19 protein-coding genes and 1 pseudogene are annotated in these 17480 nt (G+C 66.6%); 7 read left to right on the forward strand and 13 right to left on the reverse strand.

All coding sequences use genetic code 11. The features are described 5' to 3' along the window. The coding region (locus OS124_RS28340) for an SPOR domain-containing protein (protein WP_010139425.1) at positions 1–174 on the forward strand (174 nt) is incomplete at its 5' end. Positions 175–243: 69 nt separating this feature from the next. Here the strand turns inward: OS124_RS28340 and OS124_RS0109970 are convergent. Continuing rightward, positions 244–1272, reverse strand: a complete 1029-nt coding sequence (locus tag OS124_RS0109970; protein WP_010139426.1) for a hypothetical protein — start codon at positions 1270–1272, stop codon at positions 244–246. 162 nt (positions 1273–1434) lie between these two features. Between OS124_RS0109970 and OS124_RS0109975 the strand changes: the two genes are divergently transcribed. The 3 genes from OS124_RS0109975 to OS124_RS26050 all read left to right on the forward strand — a co-directional run bounded on the left by OS124_RS0109975 (position 1435) and on the right by OS124_RS26050 (position 3237). Next, on the forward strand, positions 1435–1617 hold the full coding sequence (locus OS124_RS0109975; RefSeq protein ID WP_029375328.1) for a hypothetical protein: 183 nt from the start codon (positions 1435–1437) through the stop codon (positions 1615–1617). Positions 1618–1655: 38 nt separating this feature from the next. Beyond that, complete coding sequence (locus tag OS124_RS0109980) at positions 1656–2330, forward strand: sulfotransferase family 2 domain-containing protein (RefSeq protein WP_010139427.1); 675 nt, start codon at positions 1656–1658, stop codon at positions 2328–2330. Positions 2331–2487: 157 nt separating this feature from the next. Further along, entirely contained in the window at positions 2488–3237 is a 750-nt protein-coding gene (locus tag OS124_RS26050; RefSeq protein WP_010139428.1) for a Hint domain-containing protein, read from the forward strand. A 226-nt stretch (positions 3238–3463) separates the two neighbouring features. On the opposite strand, the gene OS124_RS0109990 is transcribed toward OS124_RS26050, so the two are convergent. The 10 genes from OS124_RS0109990 to OS124_RS0110035 form a co-directional block, all read right to left on the reverse strand. Further along, positions 3464–4486: a nickel/cobalt transporter gene (locus OS124_RS0109990; RefSeq protein WP_010139429.1), complete on the reverse strand. Its 1023-nt coding sequence runs from the start codon at positions 4484–4486 to the stop codon at positions 3464–3466. After that, entirely contained in the window at positions 4483–5145 is a 663-nt protein-coding gene (locus OS124_RS0109995) for a DUF1007 family protein (RefSeq protein ID WP_237708100.1), read from the reverse strand. Before OS124_RS0109995 ends, OS124_RS0109990 begins: the two co-directional genes overlap by 4 nt. Before the next feature lie 238 nt (positions 5146–5383). Further along, complete coding sequence (locus OS124_RS0110000; RefSeq protein WP_029375329.1) at positions 5384–7573, reverse strand: 3-hydroxyacyl-CoA dehydrogenase NAD-binding domain-containing protein; 2190 nt, start codon at positions 7571–7573, stop codon at positions 5384–5386. After that, positions 7570–8046 (reverse strand): cupin domain-containing protein, encoded by a 477-nt coding sequence (locus tag OS124_RS24280; RefSeq protein ID WP_010139433.1) that lies wholly within the window; start codon positions 8044–8046, stop codon positions 7570–7572. The genes OS124_RS0110000 and OS124_RS24280 overlap by 4 nt, the downstream gene beginning before the upstream one ends. Further along, positions 8046–9257 carry an acetyl-CoA C-acetyltransferase gene (locus OS124_RS0110010; protein WP_010139434.1) on the reverse strand — a complete coding sequence of 404 codons (1212 nt, stop codon included), beginning with the start codon at positions 9255–9257 and terminating at the stop codon, positions 8046–8048. The genes OS124_RS24280 and OS124_RS0110010 overlap by 1 nt, the downstream gene beginning before the upstream one ends. A 165-nt stretch (positions 9258–9422) precedes the next feature. Next, positions 9423–10061 (reverse strand): glutathione S-transferase family protein, encoded by a 639-nt coding sequence (locus OS124_RS0110015; RefSeq protein WP_010139435.1) that lies wholly within the window; start codon positions 10059–10061, stop codon positions 9423–9425. A gap of 348 nt (positions 10062–10409) precedes the next feature. Next, positions 10410–10622, reverse strand: coding sequence for a hypothetical protein (locus OS124_RS0110020; protein WP_010139436.1), 213 nt, complete (start codon positions 10620–10622; stop codon positions 10410–10412). Between the two features lie 184 nt (positions 10623–10806). Then, positions 10807–12585 carry an acyl-CoA dehydrogenase C-terminal domain-containing protein gene (locus tag OS124_RS0110025; protein ID WP_010139437.1) on the reverse strand — a complete coding sequence of 593 codons (1779 nt, stop codon included), beginning with the start codon at positions 12583–12585 and terminating at the stop codon, positions 10807–10809. 45 nt (positions 12586–12630) lie between these two features. Beyond that, positions 12631–13035, reverse strand: coding sequence for a MerR family transcriptional regulator (locus OS124_RS0110030; RefSeq protein WP_010139438.1), 405 nt, complete (start codon positions 13033–13035; stop codon positions 12631–12633). A gap of 411 nt (positions 13036–13446) precedes the next feature. Beyond that, complete coding sequence (locus OS124_RS0110035) at positions 13447–13851, reverse strand: MerR family transcriptional regulator (protein WP_010139439.1); 405 nt, start codon at positions 13849–13851, stop codon at positions 13447–13449. Between the two features lie 148 nt (positions 13852–13999). Between OS124_RS0110035 and OS124_RS0110040 the strand changes: the two genes are divergently transcribed. From OS124_RS0110040 to OS124_RS0110050, 3 genes are read left to right on the forward strand one after another with little or no spacing between them, the layout of a single operon-like run. Then, the gene (locus OS124_RS0110040) at positions 14000–14437 is read left to right on the forward strand and encodes a PaaI family thioesterase (protein WP_010139440.1); all 438 of its coding nucleotides are present in this window, start codon (positions 14000–14002) and stop codon (positions 14435–14437) included. Beyond that, positions 14434–14961 (forward strand): PaaI family thioesterase, encoded by a 528-nt coding sequence (locus tag OS124_RS0110045; RefSeq protein ID WP_010139441.1) that lies wholly within the window; start codon positions 14434–14436, stop codon positions 14959–14961. The genes OS124_RS0110040 and OS124_RS0110045 overlap by 4 nt, the downstream gene beginning before the upstream one ends. Continuing rightward, positions 14958–16304: an MATE family efflux transporter gene (locus tag OS124_RS0110050; protein ID WP_010139442.1), complete on the forward strand. Its 1347-nt coding sequence runs from the start codon at positions 14958–14960 to the stop codon at positions 16302–16304. The genes OS124_RS0110045 and OS124_RS0110050 overlap by 4 nt, the downstream gene beginning before the upstream one ends. Positions 16305–16651: 347 nt before the next feature. Here the strand turns inward: OS124_RS0110050 and arsC are convergent, their stop codons facing one another. Both arsC and OS124_RS0110060 read right to left on the reverse strand, forming a co-directional pair. Further along, the gene (arsC, locus tag OS124_RS0110055) at positions 16652–16993 is read right to left on the reverse strand and encodes an arsenate reductase (glutaredoxin) (protein WP_010139444.1); all 342 of its coding nucleotides are present in this window, start codon (positions 16991–16993) and stop codon (positions 16652–16654) included. Beyond that, positions 16990–17480 (reverse strand): annotated as a pseudogene (locus OS124_RS0110060) (quinone-dependent dihydroorotate dehydrogenase); the annotation flags it as partial. The gene arsC and the pseudogene OS124_RS0110060, both read right to left, overlap by 4 nt.

A 17480-nucleotide genomic window follows, 5' to 3' on the forward strand; every position in this document is an offset into this window, starting at 1 on the left:
AATGCGCAGACCACGGCGGCACGGATGCGGGCGTCGGGGATCCCGGTGCAGATCTCGTCCAGCGGGCGGTATCAGGTCGTGCTTCTGGGGCCCTTCGGCAACGAGGCCGACATGGCCCATGCGCTGGCTGCCGCCCGTCGCGCGGGCTTCGACGACGCCTTCCCGAGGAACTGACAGCGGGCTTCGGGGCATGCCGGAAATTGCTGAACAGGAAGATGCGGGGCGCCTCAGGGCGCCCTTACGTCATCCGCCGCAGATCGACTGAAGGCGCAGCCAGTCCGCATCGCGCATCACCGGCTCGGGCGCGCCCGAGGGGTAGGGGTCGCCCTCGATCAGCGGCAGAACCGTCTCGCCGGTGATGTCGCGGGCATAGGCATAGGGGCGCGATTGCACCCCGGCGGCGCGGAAGCCCTCCAGCAGCACCTCGGGCGCCAGCTCTTCCGGGGGCGTGGCCAGCAACGTGCGGGCGTGATCCGAGAGCGCCTCCGAGGTGACCTCTCCGGTGGTCAGCAAGCGCAGCACGGCGCCGATCCCGGCTTCGTCCAGGAAGCGGCCGACGGGATCCTGCTGCGTGGCGCGCTGCATCTCGGCGACGACGAAACCGGCGGGGATCTCTGGATCTTCGTAGGCTTCGACCACGCCGCGCCCCATCAGAAGGATGTTGCCGGGCAGGTGCATCGTCGTCCGCAGGCCAGAGCGGACCACATGCAATTGCGGCGCCTTGCGTCCCTCGTGGGTGACCCGCGCCGAAAGCAGTGCCAGCGCACGGGTGCCCCCGGCCGTCGTGCAGGGGGCGCCGGTCAGCGACTGCACTTCGGCCATCAGGCGGGCGCCGATCTCGTCGCGCTTCACCTGGGGCAGCACCGTGAGGGCATGGTCCTTCAGGGCTCCGGGCAGCCAGAACAGGCCAAGCGCCAGGATGCCAGCTGCGAAGCTGCCCATGATGCTCATCCGCAGGCGCCCGCGATGCGGCCGCCGCCGCGCCACGGCCCCGCGCAGCTGTTCCAGCGCCTCGATCATCTGGGTTTCGTCGGCGCCCAGTTCCAGCGTCTCGTCCGGGTCGCCGTCAGGGTGGTAGAGCGCGGGCAGATCGCCGGGATTGGCGCGGGTCAGCGCGGCGATGGACCAATGGGTGAGCGGCTGGTCCTTAAGGTCGGCGATGGTGATCGTGGCCTCGCCGATCGACAGGATCACGTCACGGCGCTGCGCCTGCGGGCCCTCGCGCCACAGTGCCGCTGCCTCCAGCCGCTGGTACTTCTCCAATGCCGTCATGGGCCTGCTTTCCGGACTGCTCTTGCGGGCCGCGATATCGGGCGGGTGCCCGGCCTCTTGGTTGGCGGCGAGACTAGCACGATGCCACAAGCGGTAGCAATTGCGCCTGTCGCCGCAATGCGTCTTCATCCAGTCTCAGGGTGTCGCGCGCAAGACTGACGGATGAGCCCGGACGTCCGCAGTGAAACCCCCGCCGATCCGCCGGTCCCGGTACTGCGCTGCCGCTGGCAGGTCGACCCGCCGCCGCCCTTGCTGGACCGTCCGGCCGACCTGGTGCTGCGCAGGTTGCTGGACCAGCCTGGGTCAGGCCCTGGCCTGTACTGGAGAGGCGAGGCGCCCGTCTGAGGCTTCCCCTGTCCGACGCAGCCCGATAGCCTCGGCGCATGATCCTGTCGCGCGGCCGTCGCTATATCTTCATCCATATCCCCAAGACCGGCGGCACCTCGATGGCGCTGGCCCTCGAGGCCCGCGCGATGAAGGACGACATCCTGCTCGGCGATACCCCCAAGGCCCGCCGGCGGCGCCATCGGGTTGCCGGGATTGCCAGCCGCGGGCGGCTCTGGAAACATGCGACCCTGGCCGATATCGAAGGCCTCGCCAGCCCCGCGGAGATCGACGATTTCTTCGTCTTTACATTGATCCGAAACCCCTGGGATCGGATAGCCAGCTACTACCTCTGGTTGCGCGGACAAGGTTTCTCCCATCCGGCCGTCACATTGGCAAAAGGTCGTGGTTTCTCCGATTTCATCCGCGATCCGTTGATCGTCCGCAGCTTCGAACCGTCGCCCTATGCCAGCTATGTTCGCGAATCATTCGGACGAGAGAAATGTAACCTTTTCATCAGACTTGAGGCATTTGAGCGGGACTCGGCCCCGCTTTGTCAGCATCTCGGCTTCGATCTGACGCTGCCCCGCGTCAATTCCGTCGATGAGTCTGTCAAGGCTGAACTTGTATACCGACCCGCAGATCGAAAATTCATCGACTCTCTTTGCGCAGAAGACATCGAACGTTTCGGATATGTCGCGGAAATGAGCAGCTACTACCAGTCCGGGGCATGAAATGGCGACAATGAGTGCTTTAATTAGTTATTGTCATCCTTAGAGCGACAATGCCCCCTTTCCGCCTGATTTCGTCCCAAGACACGTCTCAGTTGTAGGGCGCAATACATCCCATAAGCGAGCTGCAGAAGTAGCCGTCATATCGGGAAACGACAGAATGTTTGAAATCAAGACACGGCGCGACGCGCTGCGGAGAGAGGAGGCCGAAAGTGGGTTCGGCGACCTCGGATCCGAAACCCGGGGAGGCGCCGAAACGGCCCTGTCCGGGATCGTCGCAGGGACCCGCGTCGCGACCGCCCTTGGCTGGCGGAACGTCGAAGACCTTGCGGAAGGCGACGCCATCCTCACCTTCGACAATGGGTTGAAGTCGCTGCGCAGCGTGCGGCGCAAGGCGCTCTGGGACGGCAACGGGGCCTGTCCGACGCGCTTGCAGCCGCTGCACGTGCCGCGCGGTGCGATCGGAAACCGCGAAGAGATGCTGCTTCTTCCGCGTCAGGGCGTTCTGGTGGAAAGCGACGTGGCCGAGGAAGAACTGGGCGATCCCTTCGTGCTGATCCGCGCCGAGGCGCTGGACGGTGTCTGCGGCATCTCGCGGCGTCGCCCGATCTTCGCCCCTGAAGTCTTCGTGCTGGAATTCGATGAAGATCAGGTGATCTTTGCCAGCTCGGGCGCGCTCTGCGTCTGCCCGGCCGCGGGCGACATGATCAGCCGCATCTTCATGCGCAACCAGGAACCGACCTGCGACTACACCATCCTCTGCCAGGAGACCTCCCGCGAGCTGATCGAGAAGATCACCTGGGAACTGGAAGAGAAATGGGCCTTCGCCCTGGCGCGCCGTGGCCAGAACGCCTCGCAGCAGCGCAGCGCTGCCCGGGGCGAGGAACTGCGCAAGAGCCGCCGCGCCTGACACGTGACGGCTCCGCCCGCCGGGCGGGGCCTCCCGGGATCGGTTCCTCCGGGCGCGGAAGGCGTCGGAGCGGATCCGAGGAAGATCCCCAACGGAACAGGACGCGGCGACGCGTCCCTCGGAACGGCATCCCCCAGGGGGTGCCCCGAACCTCGCCCCGTCTGTCGATTGGGTCCTGTTTGTCCGGATGTGTCCCCATCCGGTCCGTTTCCCCTGCAGGACCTGGTCAGATCATGTGCAGAAAGAGGCCAGTGGCAGCGGAGGCGATGAGCGCGCCGGCGAGAAGTTCGACCATTGCGAGAAGCGGAGAGGGCCCCTTGTCCCAACTGCCCGTCTCCGTGGATCGGTCGAATGTGCCGGCGCGCAGAAACACGGTGGCCAGTGCGACCCCGATGGTCACGCTGGCCACCCCCAGCCCCATGGCGAAGGTGCCCGCGATCCCGGCGGCAAGGATGTCCATCCGCCTGGTCAGGATCAGCAGGAAGAGCGCGCCGGTGCAGGGACGGATGGCAATGGCCCCGACCAGCAGCACCGCCTCGCGCAGAGAGCGCACCCGCGCGGCCTCCTCGGCAGTGGGCCCGTGCCGGTGGCCGCAGGAGCAGCTTCCGTCGGCATGGTGATGGTGGTGCTGATGGTCCGGCCCATGAGCATGCCCATGCTCGTGGTCCTGCCCGGCACTGTCCGCCTGCCGGTGGCTGCGCAGCCCCTGCCAGAGATGTCTCAGCCCGCGCAGGGCCAGCCAGGCCCCGACCAGCCCGATGGCCGCGTAGGAGGCGGGCGCCAGCCAGTCCTCGGCCAGGCCCACCATGCGCTCGCGACTCCAATCCAGAAGGGCGATCCCTGCCGTGACCAGCAGCACGGCACTGGCCGACTGCGCCAGGCTCGAGATCAGTGCCAGCCCCGAGAGGCGCAGGGCCGTCACCTTCTGCGATACGCCATAGCCGCCGATCAGCAACTTGCCATGGCCGGGGCCGGCGGCGTGGAAGAGACCGTAGGCAAAGCAGATGCCCAGCAGGGCGATCAACGCGCCCGGCTCTCCGCCCCGCAGGGCCCGCAGGGTGCCGGCCATGGCGTTCTGCGCCTCGCGCTGCCCGCCGGCCGCCCAGGTGGTCAGCGCCGCCATGCCGCCAAAACGCCAGAGATAGACCGCCAGCGCCAGCAACCCGGCAATCAGCAGCAGCGGCAGCAGAAGCTGCAACGCCGCCAGCAGGCGTGGCAGGGCAGGGGCGGTGTGCCGTGTCTCGCTCATTCCCCGGACCTGCAGCTCAGCTGGACGGTCTCGGCAAAGGTCTCGCCGACCTGGGGATAGTCCTCGGCATCCGGGGGCAGCTCGGCCAGCTCGGCGGCGAGGTTCTGGTAATTGTCGTCGATGTCAGGTGACACGATCGCCACCCTGCAGGCGTCATTGCCGGTAATCGTGACGCCCCCGCCGAGGTCATAGGCGGTGTAGAACCCCGGATCATAGGCCTTCACCACCAACCCGTCGGCCGGCAGGGGCCGCACCAGCGGACGCAGGTGCCGACTGGCATAGGTCTGGTCGTCGAAGCTGACCCCCAGCCCCTGCGGCGGTCCCAGCTCGACCGGGCTGCCGTCGGCAGCGGTGACGTAGAGATCGCCCGCGAAGCCCTCCATCCAGTTCAGGTCATAGCCGTCAAGTTCGGCCAGTTCCGCCTCGGTCAGGATGCCGTCGTAATCGGGATCAAGCTGCAACTCGTCGAGCAGCAGCATCGAGTACATCTCGTCGTAATCCCAGGTGACGGCCACGCCGGTCAGCTGCCCTTCGGCATCGACCTGCAATTCCAGCGCGGTGGTAATGAAGATATGCGGATGCGCCAGAGCGCCCCCGGCAGAGAGACAAAGCGCTGTGGCAAGGGCGAGACGGCTGATCATGGCGCGGAGCATAGCCATCGCGCACCGACACCGGAAGTCCCAGCCGCGTGATCGGCGCCACGTCGCCAGAAACCCCTCGGGCAAAAGTCCCAAGCCCGCCGCTCCGGGCGCGGCCCGGTGCATCACCAGGCTGAAAATACTCCGGGGGTGAATTGGGCCCGAAGGGCCCAAGAGGGGGCAGGGCCCCCTCCCGTCCGCAAAGGAAATGCCGCCCGGAGTAATGCTCCGGGCGGCATCGGTCACATCAACAGGCTGCTCAGGCGGCCTTGGCCTCAGGCCCGAAGCGCTTGTAGAAGGTCTGGCCCTTCTCGGCCATCTCGCGCAGCAGGGCGGGGCAGGCGAAACGCTCTCCGTAAGTGGCAGAGAGGTGGTCGCAACGGTCGGCGGCATAGGCCGCACCCAGCATGTCCAGCCAGCCGAAGGGGCCGCCCGACCAGGGCGCGAAGCCCCAGCCCAGGATGGCGCCGACATCGCCTTCGCGGATGTCTTCCAGCACACCTTCCTCCAGCGCGCGGACCGCTTCCAGCACCTGGGCGAACATCAGGCGATGCTGCACCTCGACCAGCTCCGGCTGGACTTCGGCATGAGGATACTTCGCCTCAAGCCCCTGCCACATGCCGGTGCGCTTGCCCTTCTCGTCGTATTCATAGAAGCCGGCGTTGGCCTTGCGGCCCTTGCGGCCTTCCTCGAAGAGCCAGAACATCAGCTCATCGACGCCCTTGGCATCCGCCGGATAGGCGTCGCCCATGGCCTCCTTTGTCGCCGTGGCGATCTTAACCGCCAGGTCGATCGAGGTCTCGTCAATCAACTGCAGCGGACCCACGGGCATCCCCAGCAGACGCGCGGCATTGTCGACCAGCACCGGGTTCACGCCCTCGGAGACCATCCGCGCGCCCTCGTTCAGGTAGGGGATGATGCAGCGGTTGGCATAGAAGAAGCGCGCGTCGTTGACGACGATGGGCGTCTTGCGGATCTGGCGCACGTAATCCAGCGCCTTGGCCACGGCACGGTCGCCCGTCTGCTTGCCCTTGATGATCTCGACCAGCAGCATCTTCTCGACAGGAGAGAAGAAGTGGATGCCGATGAACTGCTCGGGCCGGGACGAAGCCTTGGCCAGACCCGTGATCGGCAGGGTCGAAGTGTTCGAGGCAAAGACCGCATCCTCGGGGATGACGGCCTCGACGGCCTTGGTGATCTCGGCCTTGACGCCCGGATCCTCGAAGACCGCCTCGATGATCAGATCCACATCCGACAGCGCCGCGTAATCGGTGGTCGGCGTGATCAGTGAGAGCATCTTCTCTTTCTTCTCGGTCGTCACCTTGCCACGCTTGATGCCCTTGTCGAGGTAGCTTTCCGAGTAGGCCTTGCCGCGCTCGGCGGCCTCCTGGTTCTGGTCGATCAGCACCACCTCGATGCCCGCCTGGGCGGAGACCAGCGCGATACCCGCGCCCATCATGCCCGCACCCAGAACGCCCAGCTTCTTGACGGTCTGATCCGGTGCCTCGGGGCGGTTCGCGCCCTTCTCAAGCGCTTCCTTGTTGAGGAAGAGCGAGCGGATCATGTTGCCCGAAGAGGGGTTCATGATAACGCTCGTGAACCAGCGCGCCTCGATCTTCAGGGCGGTGTCGAAAGGCACCATCAGGCCTTCATAGACCGCGCTCAGCATGGCCTTGGGGGCAGGGTAGGCGCCCCAGGTATTGGCCATGATCATCGCATTGGCGCCGACCATGGTCTGGAAACCGGCCGGGTGATAGGGCGCGCCGCCGGGCACCTTGTAGCCCTTGGCATCCCAGGGCTTCAGGATGTCGGCATCCTTGGCGTTCAGCACCCATTCCTTCGCGGCGGCCAGCGGATCCTCGGCAACCTCGTCGATGATCCCGGCCTTCACAGCGCCCTTCGGGTCGCTCAGCTTGGCCTGCAGCAGGAAGGGCGAGGCGCCCATGACGCCCAGCTTGCGCACGAGGCGCGTGGTGCCGCCCGAGCCGGGGAAGATCCCGACCTGGATTTCCGGCAGGCCGATCTTGGCCTTGGGATTGTCGGCGGCAAAGATGCGATGGGTCGAGAGCGGCAGTTCCAGCCCGATGCCAAGCGCGGTGCCCGGCAGGACCGAGGCAATCGGCTTGCCGCCCTTGTTGGTCTTGGCATCCATGCCCGCGCGCTCGATCTTGCGCAGCAGGTGGTGCAGCGACATCACGCCCTCGAAGACGCCCTCGGCACCCTGCTCCTTGAAGCCGGCCAGCACGTTCAGGTCCATGCCCGCGGCGAAGGTGTCCTTGCCGGAGGTGATGACGATGCCCTTCACGGCCTCGTCGGCCAGCGCATCGGTGATCGCGGCGTCCAGCTCGGCCGCGCCATCCATCGACAGCACGTTCATGCTCTTGCCGGGCACGTCCCAGGTGATCACGGCGACGCCATCGGCGCCTTTTTCCATTGCGAATTCAGTCATGTCTCGCTCCCATTCTCGGGGCCCTCGTAGGGCGAGCCGTCGCGGCGGATCAGCCGCCGCTGGCCGTTTTCTCTAACAAGCACCTTGTCGATCTCGGAATAATAGGCGCGGTCGTTCTGCGACCGGGTGCCGACCAGCAGGTAGCTGGCGGGCGCATCGGTGTGGTTGAAGACCACGTGCCCGTTGGGCACCCCGGCGGGCCAGCAGGCCGCATCGCCGGGGCCGATGACATGTTCGCTGTCATTCTCGATGACCGTGACAGAGCCTTGCAGCATGTAGAGGAATTCGTCCTCGTCGCTGTGCCAATGGCGGTCGGATGTCCGCGTGCCGGGCTGGATGGTCTCCACGAAGGCCCCGAACTGCGTCAGCCCGCCGGTATCCGAGTAGAGCAGGGCATCATACTGCCCGAACCTCTCCCGGATCTCGGGGGTGGCGCTGTCGGTCCTGACCTCGGCTCGGCGGACGACGACCATCAGACCAGCTCGATCACCGTGGCCGCACCCATGCCGGAGGCGACGCAGAGCGTTGCCAGCCCGGTGGACTTGCCGGACCGCTCCAGCTCATCCAGCAGGGTGCCGATGATGATCGCGCCCGAGGCGCCCAGCGGGTGACCCATCGCGATGGCGCCGCCGTTCACGTTCAGCTTCGAATGATCCACGTCGAAGGCCTGCATGAAACGCAGCACGACCGAGGAGAACGCCTCGTTGACCTCGAAGAGGTCGATATCGCCGATCTCCATGCCCGCGGCTTTCAGCACGCGCTCGGTGGCCGGCACGGGGCCGGTCAGCATGATGGTCGGATCGGTGCCGATCTTGGCGGTGGCGCGGATGCGGGCGCGGGGCTTCAGCCCGTATTTCTCGCCAAACTCCTTCGAGCCGATCAGCACGGCGGCAGAGCCATCGACGATCCCCGAGGAGTTGCCCGCATGGTGGACGTGGTTGATCGACTCCAGGTGCGGGTACTTCAGCTTGGCGACGCTGTCGAAACCGGGCATGACCTCGCCCAGGTCCTTGAAGGCGGGCTTGAGGCCGCCGAGCGTCTGCATGTCTGTGCCGGGGCGCATGTATTCGTCATGGGCCAGGATCGGCAGGCCGTTCACGTCGCGGATCGTCACGATGGACTTGTCGAAGCGGCGATCTTCCCAGGCGGCGGCGGCGCGCTTCTGGCTCTCGACGGCGAAACTGTCGACGTCATCGCGCGAGAAGCCGTATTCGGTGGCGATGATGTCGGCGCTGATCCCCTGCGGGACGAAGTAGTGATCCATGGCGACGGTCGGATCGACGGCCACGGCGGCACCATCGCTGCCCATGGCGACGCGCGACATGCATTCGACGCCGCCGGCGATATAGGCCTCACCGGCGCCGCCCTTGACCTGGTTCGCGGCCAGGTTCACGGCTTCCATGCCGGAGGCGCAGAAACGGTTGATCGACAGGCCGGGGATGCGCTCGTCCAGCTCCGAGGCCAGCACGGTGGTCCGTGCCAGGCAGCCGCCCTGTTCGAAGGCCTGGGTCGCATTGCCCCAGATCACGTCCTCGACGGCGTGGCCGTCCAGGCCCGAGCGTTCGCGGATCGCGTTCAGCATCTGCGCCCCGAGCGCGACCGAGGTCACCTCGTGCAGGCTGCCGTCGGCACGGCCCTTGCCGCGCGGACTGCGCAGGGCATCGTAGATATAGGCTTCGGTCATGAGATCCTCCGCTCCTTCCTTTGACTGCGGGGGACTCCTCCGTCCCCCGTTCACATTCAATCTCTGCCCTCGGGCCGCGGTTTTCCATCGCGACGTTACGTAGATTTGGGTGACGTTCCGCCACGTTCACGTCAACTTTTCCGCAGTGCGGATCATGGCCCCCGATCAGAGGTCACGATCGGAGGGATGACCCGGCATGAGCTCGTAGGGATGTTTCCAGCCCGGCAGTGCCTCGATGTTCGTCAGCCACCGGTCGATACTGGGCCAATCCTCGCGGATGAAAGTAAAGGGCTCTGGATAGAAGAGGTAGCCGCAGCACGAGAAATCGGCATTGGTCGGACCCTCTCCGACCAGCCAGCCGCGCCCCTCCAGCGCGGTGTCGAGCGTCTTGAAGGCGGCCTTTAGGCGGCCCGACAGGAAGGCGATGACCTCCGCGGGGCGCTTCTCTTCGGGCAGGAAGTTCATCAGGAAGCGCAGGGTGCCCGCCTGCGAGGACATCTTGTGATTGTCCCAGAAGCACCAGCGCATGACCTCGCGCGCCTCTTCGGGCGTCGCGCCGCCGAACTTGCCGGTCTTCTCGGTGATGTACATCTGGATCACGCCGGACTGGCTGATCGTCAGGTCACCGTCTTCCAGCACCGGCGCCTCGGCCATGACGTTCATCGCGGCATATTCCGGCGTGCGGGCGCCGCCGTTGAAGAAGTCGACCTTCACCGGCTCCCAGTCGAGCCCCGACAGCGCCAGCGGCAGGGCAGCCTTGTAGGAATTGCCGCTCTCGCCGAAGCAATGCAGTCTGATCGTCATGGGTCGCTCTCCTCTGCGCCGTGGCAAGGCGGGGGTTTCACACCCCCGCACCCCCGTGGAGTATTTCCAGCCTGGTGATGGATGCAGGTTACGCACTATTAACCACGCCCTGTCAAAGTCTCCGGGCGTTACAGGCTGGAGAGCCGATGGACGCGCCACGGTGATGCCCCGGTCCGATATATCTGGTAGCCAATCCGGTGAGGCGGGCCGGGGTTGATCCGCTCCCCAATCGAGCAACCCACCTTTCCCTGCCGGGGGTGCGGCAGCCATCATCACCAGGCTGAAAATACTCCCGCCGGAGGCGTCCGGCCTTGCCGTCAGATCAGCCGTTCGGGACGAAGCGGGGTCTTACCGCTTGCGCGCCTCAAGCTCGGAATTGAACACTCGCAGACGGTGGGTCAGGTTTTCCTCGTGCGTCACCGAGTCGAAATTCTCGAACAGAAAGGACAGCGCCTCGCCCTCGTCCAGGCCGGCCTCGGCGGCGAAGCGGCGCAGGCGGCGGTAGCCGTCCTCGGTCATGGCGGCCGGGAAGCGGCGGGTCAGGCGGAAGCGTTTGGGCATCGGGCCTCCATCAGGCAGGGGCGGGTATCACTCGGCGGGGGCGTGGACGCCGGGGCAGGGCGGGCGTTGCCCCATCCTGCGGCGCCAGGACGCTCTGCGCAAGGCGCCCGGCCGAAACGCCAAGGACGCGGCAGGTGCCGCGTCCTTGCAGGTCTTTCGGTGGGCTCTGAGGCCCGGTGCCGGGTCAGAAGGCCTCGGCGTCCAGGGCCATGACCGTATCGGCGCCCGAGGTGATGCGCTGCAAGTGCATCGCGCAGGCGGGCATGCGGCGCGCCATGTAGTAGCGCCCGGTGGTCAGCTTGGACTGGTAGAAGGCGGTGTCGCCCTCGCCGCTGGCGATCTTCGCCTTGGCAACCAGCGCCATCTTGGTCCAGACGAAGCCCAGGCAGACATGGCCGAACATGTGCATGAAGTCATAGGACCCGGCCAGAGCATTGTTCGGCGTCTTCATCGAGGACATGAAGTACATCGCTGCTTCCTGCAGCTGCTTCGAGGCGGTCATCAGGGGTTCGACGAACTCCTTGGCGATTTCCTCGTCCTGGGCTGCGGCTTCCTTGCAGAAGTCCTTGATCATCTGGAACAGCGCCATGGCGGGCTTGCCACCATTGGCGGCCAGCTTGCGGCCCACCAGGTCCAGCGCCTGCACGCCGTTGGCACCTTCGTAGATCTGGGTGATGCGCGCGTCGCGGGTGAATTGCGACATGCCCCATTCCTCGATGTAGCCATGGCCGCCGTAGACCTGCTGCGCCTGCACGGTGGCCTGGTAGCCCTCGTCGGTCAGGAAGCCCTTCAGCACCGGGGTCAGCAGCGAGATCAGGCCCTCGGCCTCCTCGTCCTCGGACTTGCGGGCCTTGTCGATCAGCAGGCCACCCCAGAGACCGAAGGCGCGGGCGCCCTCGATGAAGCTCTTCTGGTCCATCAGCATGCGGCGCACGTCGGGGTGCACGATGATCGGATCGGCGGGGCCGTCGGGATTCTTGACGCCGGTCACGTCGCGGCCCTGCAGACGATCCTTGGCGTAGATCACGGCGTTCTGGTAGGCGGCCACGGCCTGGGAAAGGCCCTGCATGCCGACGCCCAGGCGGGCCTCGTTCATCATGGTGAACATGGCGCGCATGCCCTTGTGGGCCTCGCCCAGCAGGTAGCCGGTGGCGCCGTCGTAGTTCATCACGCAGGTGGCATTGCCGTGAATGCCCATCTTCTCTTCGACCTTGCCGACCGAGACCGCGTTGCGCTCGCCCAGAGCGCCGTCGTCATCGACCATGATCTTCGGCACGATGAACAGCGAGACACCCTTGATGCCCTCGGGCCCGCCGGGGATCTTGGCCAGCACCAGGTGGATGACGTTCTCGGACATGTCGTGATCGCCGGCCGAGATGAAGATCTTCTGGCCGGTGATCTTGTAGGAGCCATCCTCCTGCGGGTCCGCCTTGGTGCGCATCAGGCCCAGGTCGGTGCCGCAATGGGGCTCGGTCAGGTTCATGGTGCCGGTCCACTCGCAGGTGACCATCTTCGGCAGCCACTTCTGCTTCTGGGCGTCCGAGCCATGGGCATGGATCGCCGAATAGGCGCCATGGGTCAGCCCCGGGTACATCATGAAAGCCTGGTTGGCGGCCGAGAACATCTCTCCGGTTGCGACCGACAGGATGTAGGGCATGCCCTGGCCGCCGTAGTCGGGATCGCAGTCGAGCCCGGTCCAGCCGCCTTCGCGCAGCTGGTCGAAGGCTTCCTTGAAGCCTTCGGGGGTGCGCACCACGCCGTTCTCGAAGGTGACGCCCTGCTGGTCGCCAATGGTGTTCAGCGGCGCAATGACCTCGGACGAGATCTTGGCCGCTTCACCCAGGATGGCCGCGGTGAAGTCGCGGTCCAGCTCATCGTAGCCCGGAATGGACTCGTCGGCGATGTTGAGGACGTCATGCAGGACGAATTGCAGGTCGTCGACGGGACCCTGGTAGCTGGGCATGTTCTCTCTCCCTTCCTTGCCGGCGCACCGGCAGGGCCGGGCGCCTCACTCGGCGGCGTCACGTGCCTTCATCGAGGCGATGACATTTGCCACCCATTCCATCTGTTCTTTCAGTTCCCCGATGGCAACATCCAGCTCGGCACGCTGTGCCTCCATCGTCTCCAGACGGTCCCGGGCAATTTCCAGGGTGCGGGTCAGCTGCGTCTGCTGCTGGTCGCCCATGTCGTAGAGGTCGAGGAGTTGCCGGATCTCTTCCAGGCTGAAGCCGAAGCGCTTGCCGCGCAGGATCAGTTTCAGCCGGGCACGATCACGGCGCGTGAAAAGCCGTTTCTGGCCTTCGCGGATCGGAAAGAGCAGCTCCTTTGCTTCATAGAACCGCAGGGTGCGCGGGGTCACCTGGAAGGCGTCGCACATCGCGCGGATCGTCATCAGGTCTTCGGTTTCCGTCATTTCTACCACTCAGTACATATTTATGATTGGTCGGGAATGCCGGTCACGCCCCTTCGATACAACGCCGATCTAAGTTGACGTAAGTCCAACGTCACGTCACATCCCGGTTGACGTAAGATAAGGCAGGATGCGCGAATGAGCGCGCAACTTCCTTAGCTGGGCAACCGGCACCGGGCGTCGATCCAGAGAAAGCTGCACGCCCTGCGATTGCAGCCCGACCGCCGCGATTCGCCTGACTCTTGTATCCTGCAGCGGTCCCCAAAACCTGCATCCTTCGTGCCTGAAGGTTGAATCGGGCGTAAATGTGGCGTCTTGAGCGTAAACAGACGACAATTGCGCTGAATTGGGGGGGATTGGACCCGCCCAATGTATGCAATCACCCCGGTGCGGGAGGCTGCCGGCGTCGGGCGATCAGCCCGAGGGCAGTTCGGCCTTGGTCGCATCGCGCAGCTGGCGCAGCTCTTCCATGGCCTCGTCGATCTGGGCGCGCTGCTCTTCAAGCTGGCCCATCTGGCGGTCGGCCATCTCGATCCAGGTCTTCATCTGGGCTTCCGATCCCTGCTGCTCGCGCATCTCCAGCCACTGGCGGATCTCTTCCAGGCTGAAGCCGAAGCGCCGGCCGCGCATGATCAGGGTCATGCGGGCAATCTCACGCGGGGTATAGAAGCGGGCCCGGCCCTCACGCTCGGGTTCCAGCAGTTCGATGTATTCATAATAGCGCAGGGTCCGCGGCGTCACGTCGAACTTCTCGCACATCTCCTTGAAGGCGAGGCGCGGTTCCGAAGGAGCGGTCTGGGCAGAGGGCTGGTCTTGCATCGGGGCCATCGGACTGGTTGAGAGTTGGCGAAAAGGTAAGCCCCTGAAACGGGAAGGGCAACAGGCGGCTGCTTGTGCCCGGCGCCGATCGGAGGTTTCATGCGCCCGGAGGGACCGCGGGCCCCGGCACCCTGAGAAAAGGACAGCCATGACCGACGACAGCCAACTGCGCATCGCGCGACAATTCATCGCCAGCCTACCGCACGCGCGGGCGCTCGGGATCTCGGTGGACGAGATTGCGCCGGGGCGGGCGGTGTTCTCGATGCCCTACGACGAGAAGCTGATCGGGGATCCGGCAACCGGCGTGCTGGCGGGGGGCGCGGTCTCGGCACTGCTCGACACCGCCAGCGGAGCGGCCGTGATGAGCCATCCCGAGGCGGCGGGGCTGACGGCGACGCTGGACCTGCGCATCGACTACATGCGCCCGGCGACGCCCGGCCAGCCGATCCGCGCCGAGGCCGAATGCTACCACGTCACCCGCTCGGTGGCCTTCGTGCGCGCCGTGGCGCTGGACGAGGATCGCGACCGCCCCGTCGCCACTGCCGCGGGCGCCTTCACCTTCAGCAAGAAGGACAGCCCGGAATGAGCCGCGCCCCCGAACCCGTCCAGGTCATCAAGCAGCGGCGCGATGCGGCGCTGGCCGCCCTGGTGCAGGCCTCGCCCTACGTCCGCTTCCTGGGCGTGCGTTTCGACCGCCGCGGAGACGAGCTGACGGCGGTGCTGCCCTATGACGACATGCTGATCGGCAACCCGATGCTGCCGGCCCTGCACGGCGGTGCCACGGCGGCCTTCCTCGAGGTGACGGCGGTGATCGGCCTGGCCTGGTCGCATTACTGGGCCGATCTCGAAAGCGGCCGGCTGGATCCCCGGGCGATGGCGGCAGGAGAGCTGCCGCGCCTGCCCAAGACCATCGGGTTGACGGTGGACTACCTGCGCTCGGGGCTGCCGCGCGATGCCTATGCGCGGGCGCAGATCGTGCGCTCGGGGCGGCGCTATGCCTCGGTGCGCAGCGAGGCCTGGCAGGACAATGTCGACCGTCCCATCGCCCATGCCACGGTGCATTTCCGCATGCCGCTGGCCGAGGGCCTCGCCGGGGACGAGACCGCGTGAGCGCGACCGGGGTGCTGGCGCCAGCGCGTGAGCCGCTGACCCATGGGCGGGTGATCCGGCTGGCCCTGCCCATCGTGCTGTCCAATGCCACGGTGCCGATCCTCGGGGCCGTCGACACCGGCGTCGTCGGCCAGCTCGGCCTCGCCGCCCCCATCGGGGCGGTCGGCATCGGCGCCGTGGTGCTCTCGGCGCTCTACTGGATCTTCGGCTTCCTGCGCATGGGCACCACCGGGCTGACCGCCAATGCCGCCGGTGAAGGCGATACCGCCGAGGTCGCAGCCCTGCTGACCCGGGCGATGATGATCGGCTTCGGCGCCGGGCTGGCGATCATCGCCCTGCAGGCGCCGCTGTTCTGGCTGGCCTTCACCCTCTCGCCCGCCTCGGACGAGGTCGAGCAGATGGCCCGCGCCTACATGTCGATCCGCATCTTCTCGGCCCCGGCGGCCATCGGCATCTACGGTCTGACCGGCTGGCTGATCGCGCAGGAGCGCACCGCCGGGGTGCTGGTGCTGCAGGTGGGGATGAACATCGTCAACATCGGTCTCGACCTGCTCTTCGTGCTTGGCCTCGGCTGGGGCGTCGAGGGGGTGGCCCTGGCCACGTTCCTCGCCGAATGGAGTGGCCTGGCGCTTGGCTTCTGGCTGTGCCGCGACGCCTTCGCGGTGCCTGCCTGGCGCGACTGGGGCCGGGTCTTCGACCGGTTGCGGCTGGTCCGCATGGCGCTGGTCAACCGTGACATCCTGCTGCGCTCGCTGATGCTGCAGGCGATCTTCCTGCTGTTCATGTTCAAGGGCGCCGGGTTCGGCGACGTCCAGCTGGCCGCCAACCAGGTGCTGATCCAGTTCATGGAGATCACCGCCTTCGCGCTCGACGGTTTCGCCTTTGCCGCCGAGGCGCTGGTCGGCCAGGCCATGGGGCGGCGCGACCGGCCCGGGCTGCGCCGGGCGGTGCTGCTCAGCTCCTTCTGGGGCGGGGTGATCTGCCTGTGCATGGCGCTGGCCTTCGCCCTGGCGGGCGGGCTGCTGATCGACCTGCTGACCACCTCGGAAACGGTGCGGGCCGCGGCGCGGGACTACCTGCCCTGGATGGTCGCGACCCCGGTCTTCGGCATCACCGCCTGGATGCTCGACGGGGTCTTCATCGGCGCGACGCGGGCGCGCGACATGCGCAACATGATGGCGGTCAGCCTGGGCGTCTACCTTCTGGCGCTCTGGGCGCTGGTGCCGCTGATGGGCAACCACGGGCTCTGGGCGGCGATGCTGATCAGCTTCGTTGCGCGCGGCGTGACGCTGGCCCTGCGCTACCCGGCGCTCGAGGCCGGGGCGGAACGGTCAGCGGAGTAGGGGCGCAGAACAGCCGTCACTTGCAGTGCCCCCATGCGAGACAGGTCAGCCAAGAGCAATATTGCTGCCTATGTGACGGGCCCCTGCAAATGGCGGCAGTGGGGAGGGGGCGCGGCCCCCTCTTGTGCCTGCAGCCCAATTCACCCCCGGAGTACTTTCAGCCTGGTGATGTGCGCCTGAGGGGGCGCTGGGGCGGCCTACCTCTGCTTTGCGGGCGTGCCACGCTCCCAGTGGAAAAGGAGGGTGCCAATCCGGCATCGTCCCGCTGCATCACCAGGCTGAAAATACTCCCGCCGGAGGCCACGCCCCGCAGGGGCGTAAGCAATCGACGCCTCCACCTGGGGGTGTCAGAGTATGTCGAGCACCCGTTCCGGGGGCCAAGCGATGACCGCGCGCTCGCCCTTGATCGCCACCGCCCGCTCGATCAGCTTCGGATGGGCGGCCATGGCGGCCAGCAGCGCATCCTCGTCGCTGTCGCGGGTGAGGCCCAGTTCTCGGAAGAGGGTTTCCTTCACCCGCATCATCTCGATCACCGGAACGCCGAGCCTTGCCTGCAGGGCGCGCAGTTCCGCTACCGTGGGGATGTCGTCGAGATAGCGGCGGACCTCGATGTCCTCGCCGCAGGCCTCCAGCAGGGCCAGGGCCTCGCGCGATTTCGAGCAGCGGGGATTGTGCCAGATGGTGATCACAGCCAATCCTCCCGACCCGTCCCGACCGCCTCGGCCACCGAGGCGAAGCCGTCGCGCGCCAGCAGGGCGTCCAGTCCCTCGGCGATGCGCGGTACCAGCGACAGCCCCTCGTAGACCAGCGCCGAGTAGAGCTGGACCGCCGAGGCCCCGGCGCGGATCTTCTGGTAGGCCTGTTCGGCAGAGGCGACGCCGCCGACGCCGATCAGCGGGAGCGCTCCGCCGGTCAGCTGCGACAGCCGCGCAAGTACGCGGGTCGAGCGCTCGAACAGCGGGGCGCCGGAAAGGCCGCCGGTCTCGCCCCGATGGGCCGAGGCGAGCCCCTCGCGGTCGAGCGTCGTATTGGTGGCGATGACCCCGTCGAGCTTCAGCGCCAGGGCGACTTCGGCGATGTCCGACAGCCCCTCTGCGTCGAGATCCGGGGCGATCTTGAGGAAGACCGGTACCCGCCGCGCCAGCCCGTCGCGGGTCGCCAGCACGCCTTCCAGCA

The organism is Oceanicola sp. S124 (assembly GCF_000220565.1).
GTDB lineage: Bacteria > Pseudomonadota > Alphaproteobacteria > Rhodobacterales > Rhodobacteraceae > Pseudooceanicola.

Coding starts and splice junctions, on each gene's coding strand:
- OS124_RS0110025 (WP_010139437.1), bottom strand. CDS start 12,585: ATGCCCAGCTACCAGGGTCCCGTCGACGACCTGCAATTCGTCCTGCAT.
- OS124_RS0109980 (WP_010139427.1), top strand. CDS start 1,656: ATGATCCTGTCGCGCGGCCGTCGCTATATCTTCATCCATATCCCCAAG.
- OS124_RS0110010 (WP_010139434.1), bottom strand. CDS start 9,257: ATGACCGAAGCCTATATCTACGATGCCCTGCGCAGTCCGCGCGGCAAG.
- OS124_RS0110040 (WP_010139440.1), top strand. CDS start 14,000: ATGACCGACGACAGCCAACTGCGCATCGCGCGACAATTCATCGCCAGC.
- OS124_RS0109975 (WP_029375328.1), top strand. CDS start 1,435: ATGAGCCCGGACGTCCGCAGTGAAACCCCCGCCGATCCGCCGGTCCCG.
- OS124_RS0109990 (WP_010139429.1), bottom strand. CDS start 4,486: ATGAGCGAGACACGGCACACCGCCCCTGCCCTGCCACGCCTGCTGGCG.
- OS124_RS0110020 (WP_010139436.1), bottom strand. CDS start 10,622: ATGCCCAAACGCTTCCGCCTGACCCGCCGCTTCCCGGCCGCCATGACC.
- OS124_RS0110030 (WP_010139438.1), bottom strand. CDS start 13,035: ATGACGGAAACCGAAGACCTGATGACGATCCGCGCGATGTGCGACGCC.
- OS124_RS24280 (WP_010139433.1), bottom strand. CDS start 8,046: ATGGTCGTCGTCCGCCGAGCCGAGGTCAGGACCGACAGCGCCACCCCC.
- OS124_RS0109970 (WP_010139426.1), bottom strand. CDS start 1,272: ATGACGGCATTGGAGAAGTACCAGCGGCTGGAGGCAGCGGCACTGTGG.
- OS124_RS0110045 (WP_010139441.1), top strand. CDS start 14,434: ATGAGCCGCGCCCCCGAACCCGTCCAGGTCATCAAGCAGCGGCGCGAT.
- OS124_RS0110000 (WP_029375329.1), bottom strand. CDS start 7,573: ATGACTGAATTCGCAATGGAAAAAGGCGCCGATGGCGTCGCCGTGATC.
- OS124_RS0110015 (WP_010139435.1), bottom strand. CDS start 10,061: ATGACGATCAGACTGCATTGCTTCGGCGAGAGCGGCAATTCCTACAAG.
- OS124_RS0110035 (WP_010139439.1), bottom strand. CDS start 13,851: ATGCAAGACCAGCCCTCTGCCCAGACCGCTCCTTCGGAACCGCGCCTC.
- OS124_RS26050 (WP_010139428.1), top strand. CDS start 2,488: ATGTTTGAAATCAAGACACGGCGCGACGCGCTGCGGAGAGAGGAGGCC.
- OS124_RS0109995 (WP_237708100.1), bottom strand. CDS start 5,145: ATGGCTATGCTCCGCGCCATGATCAGCCGTCTCGCCCTTGCCACAGCG.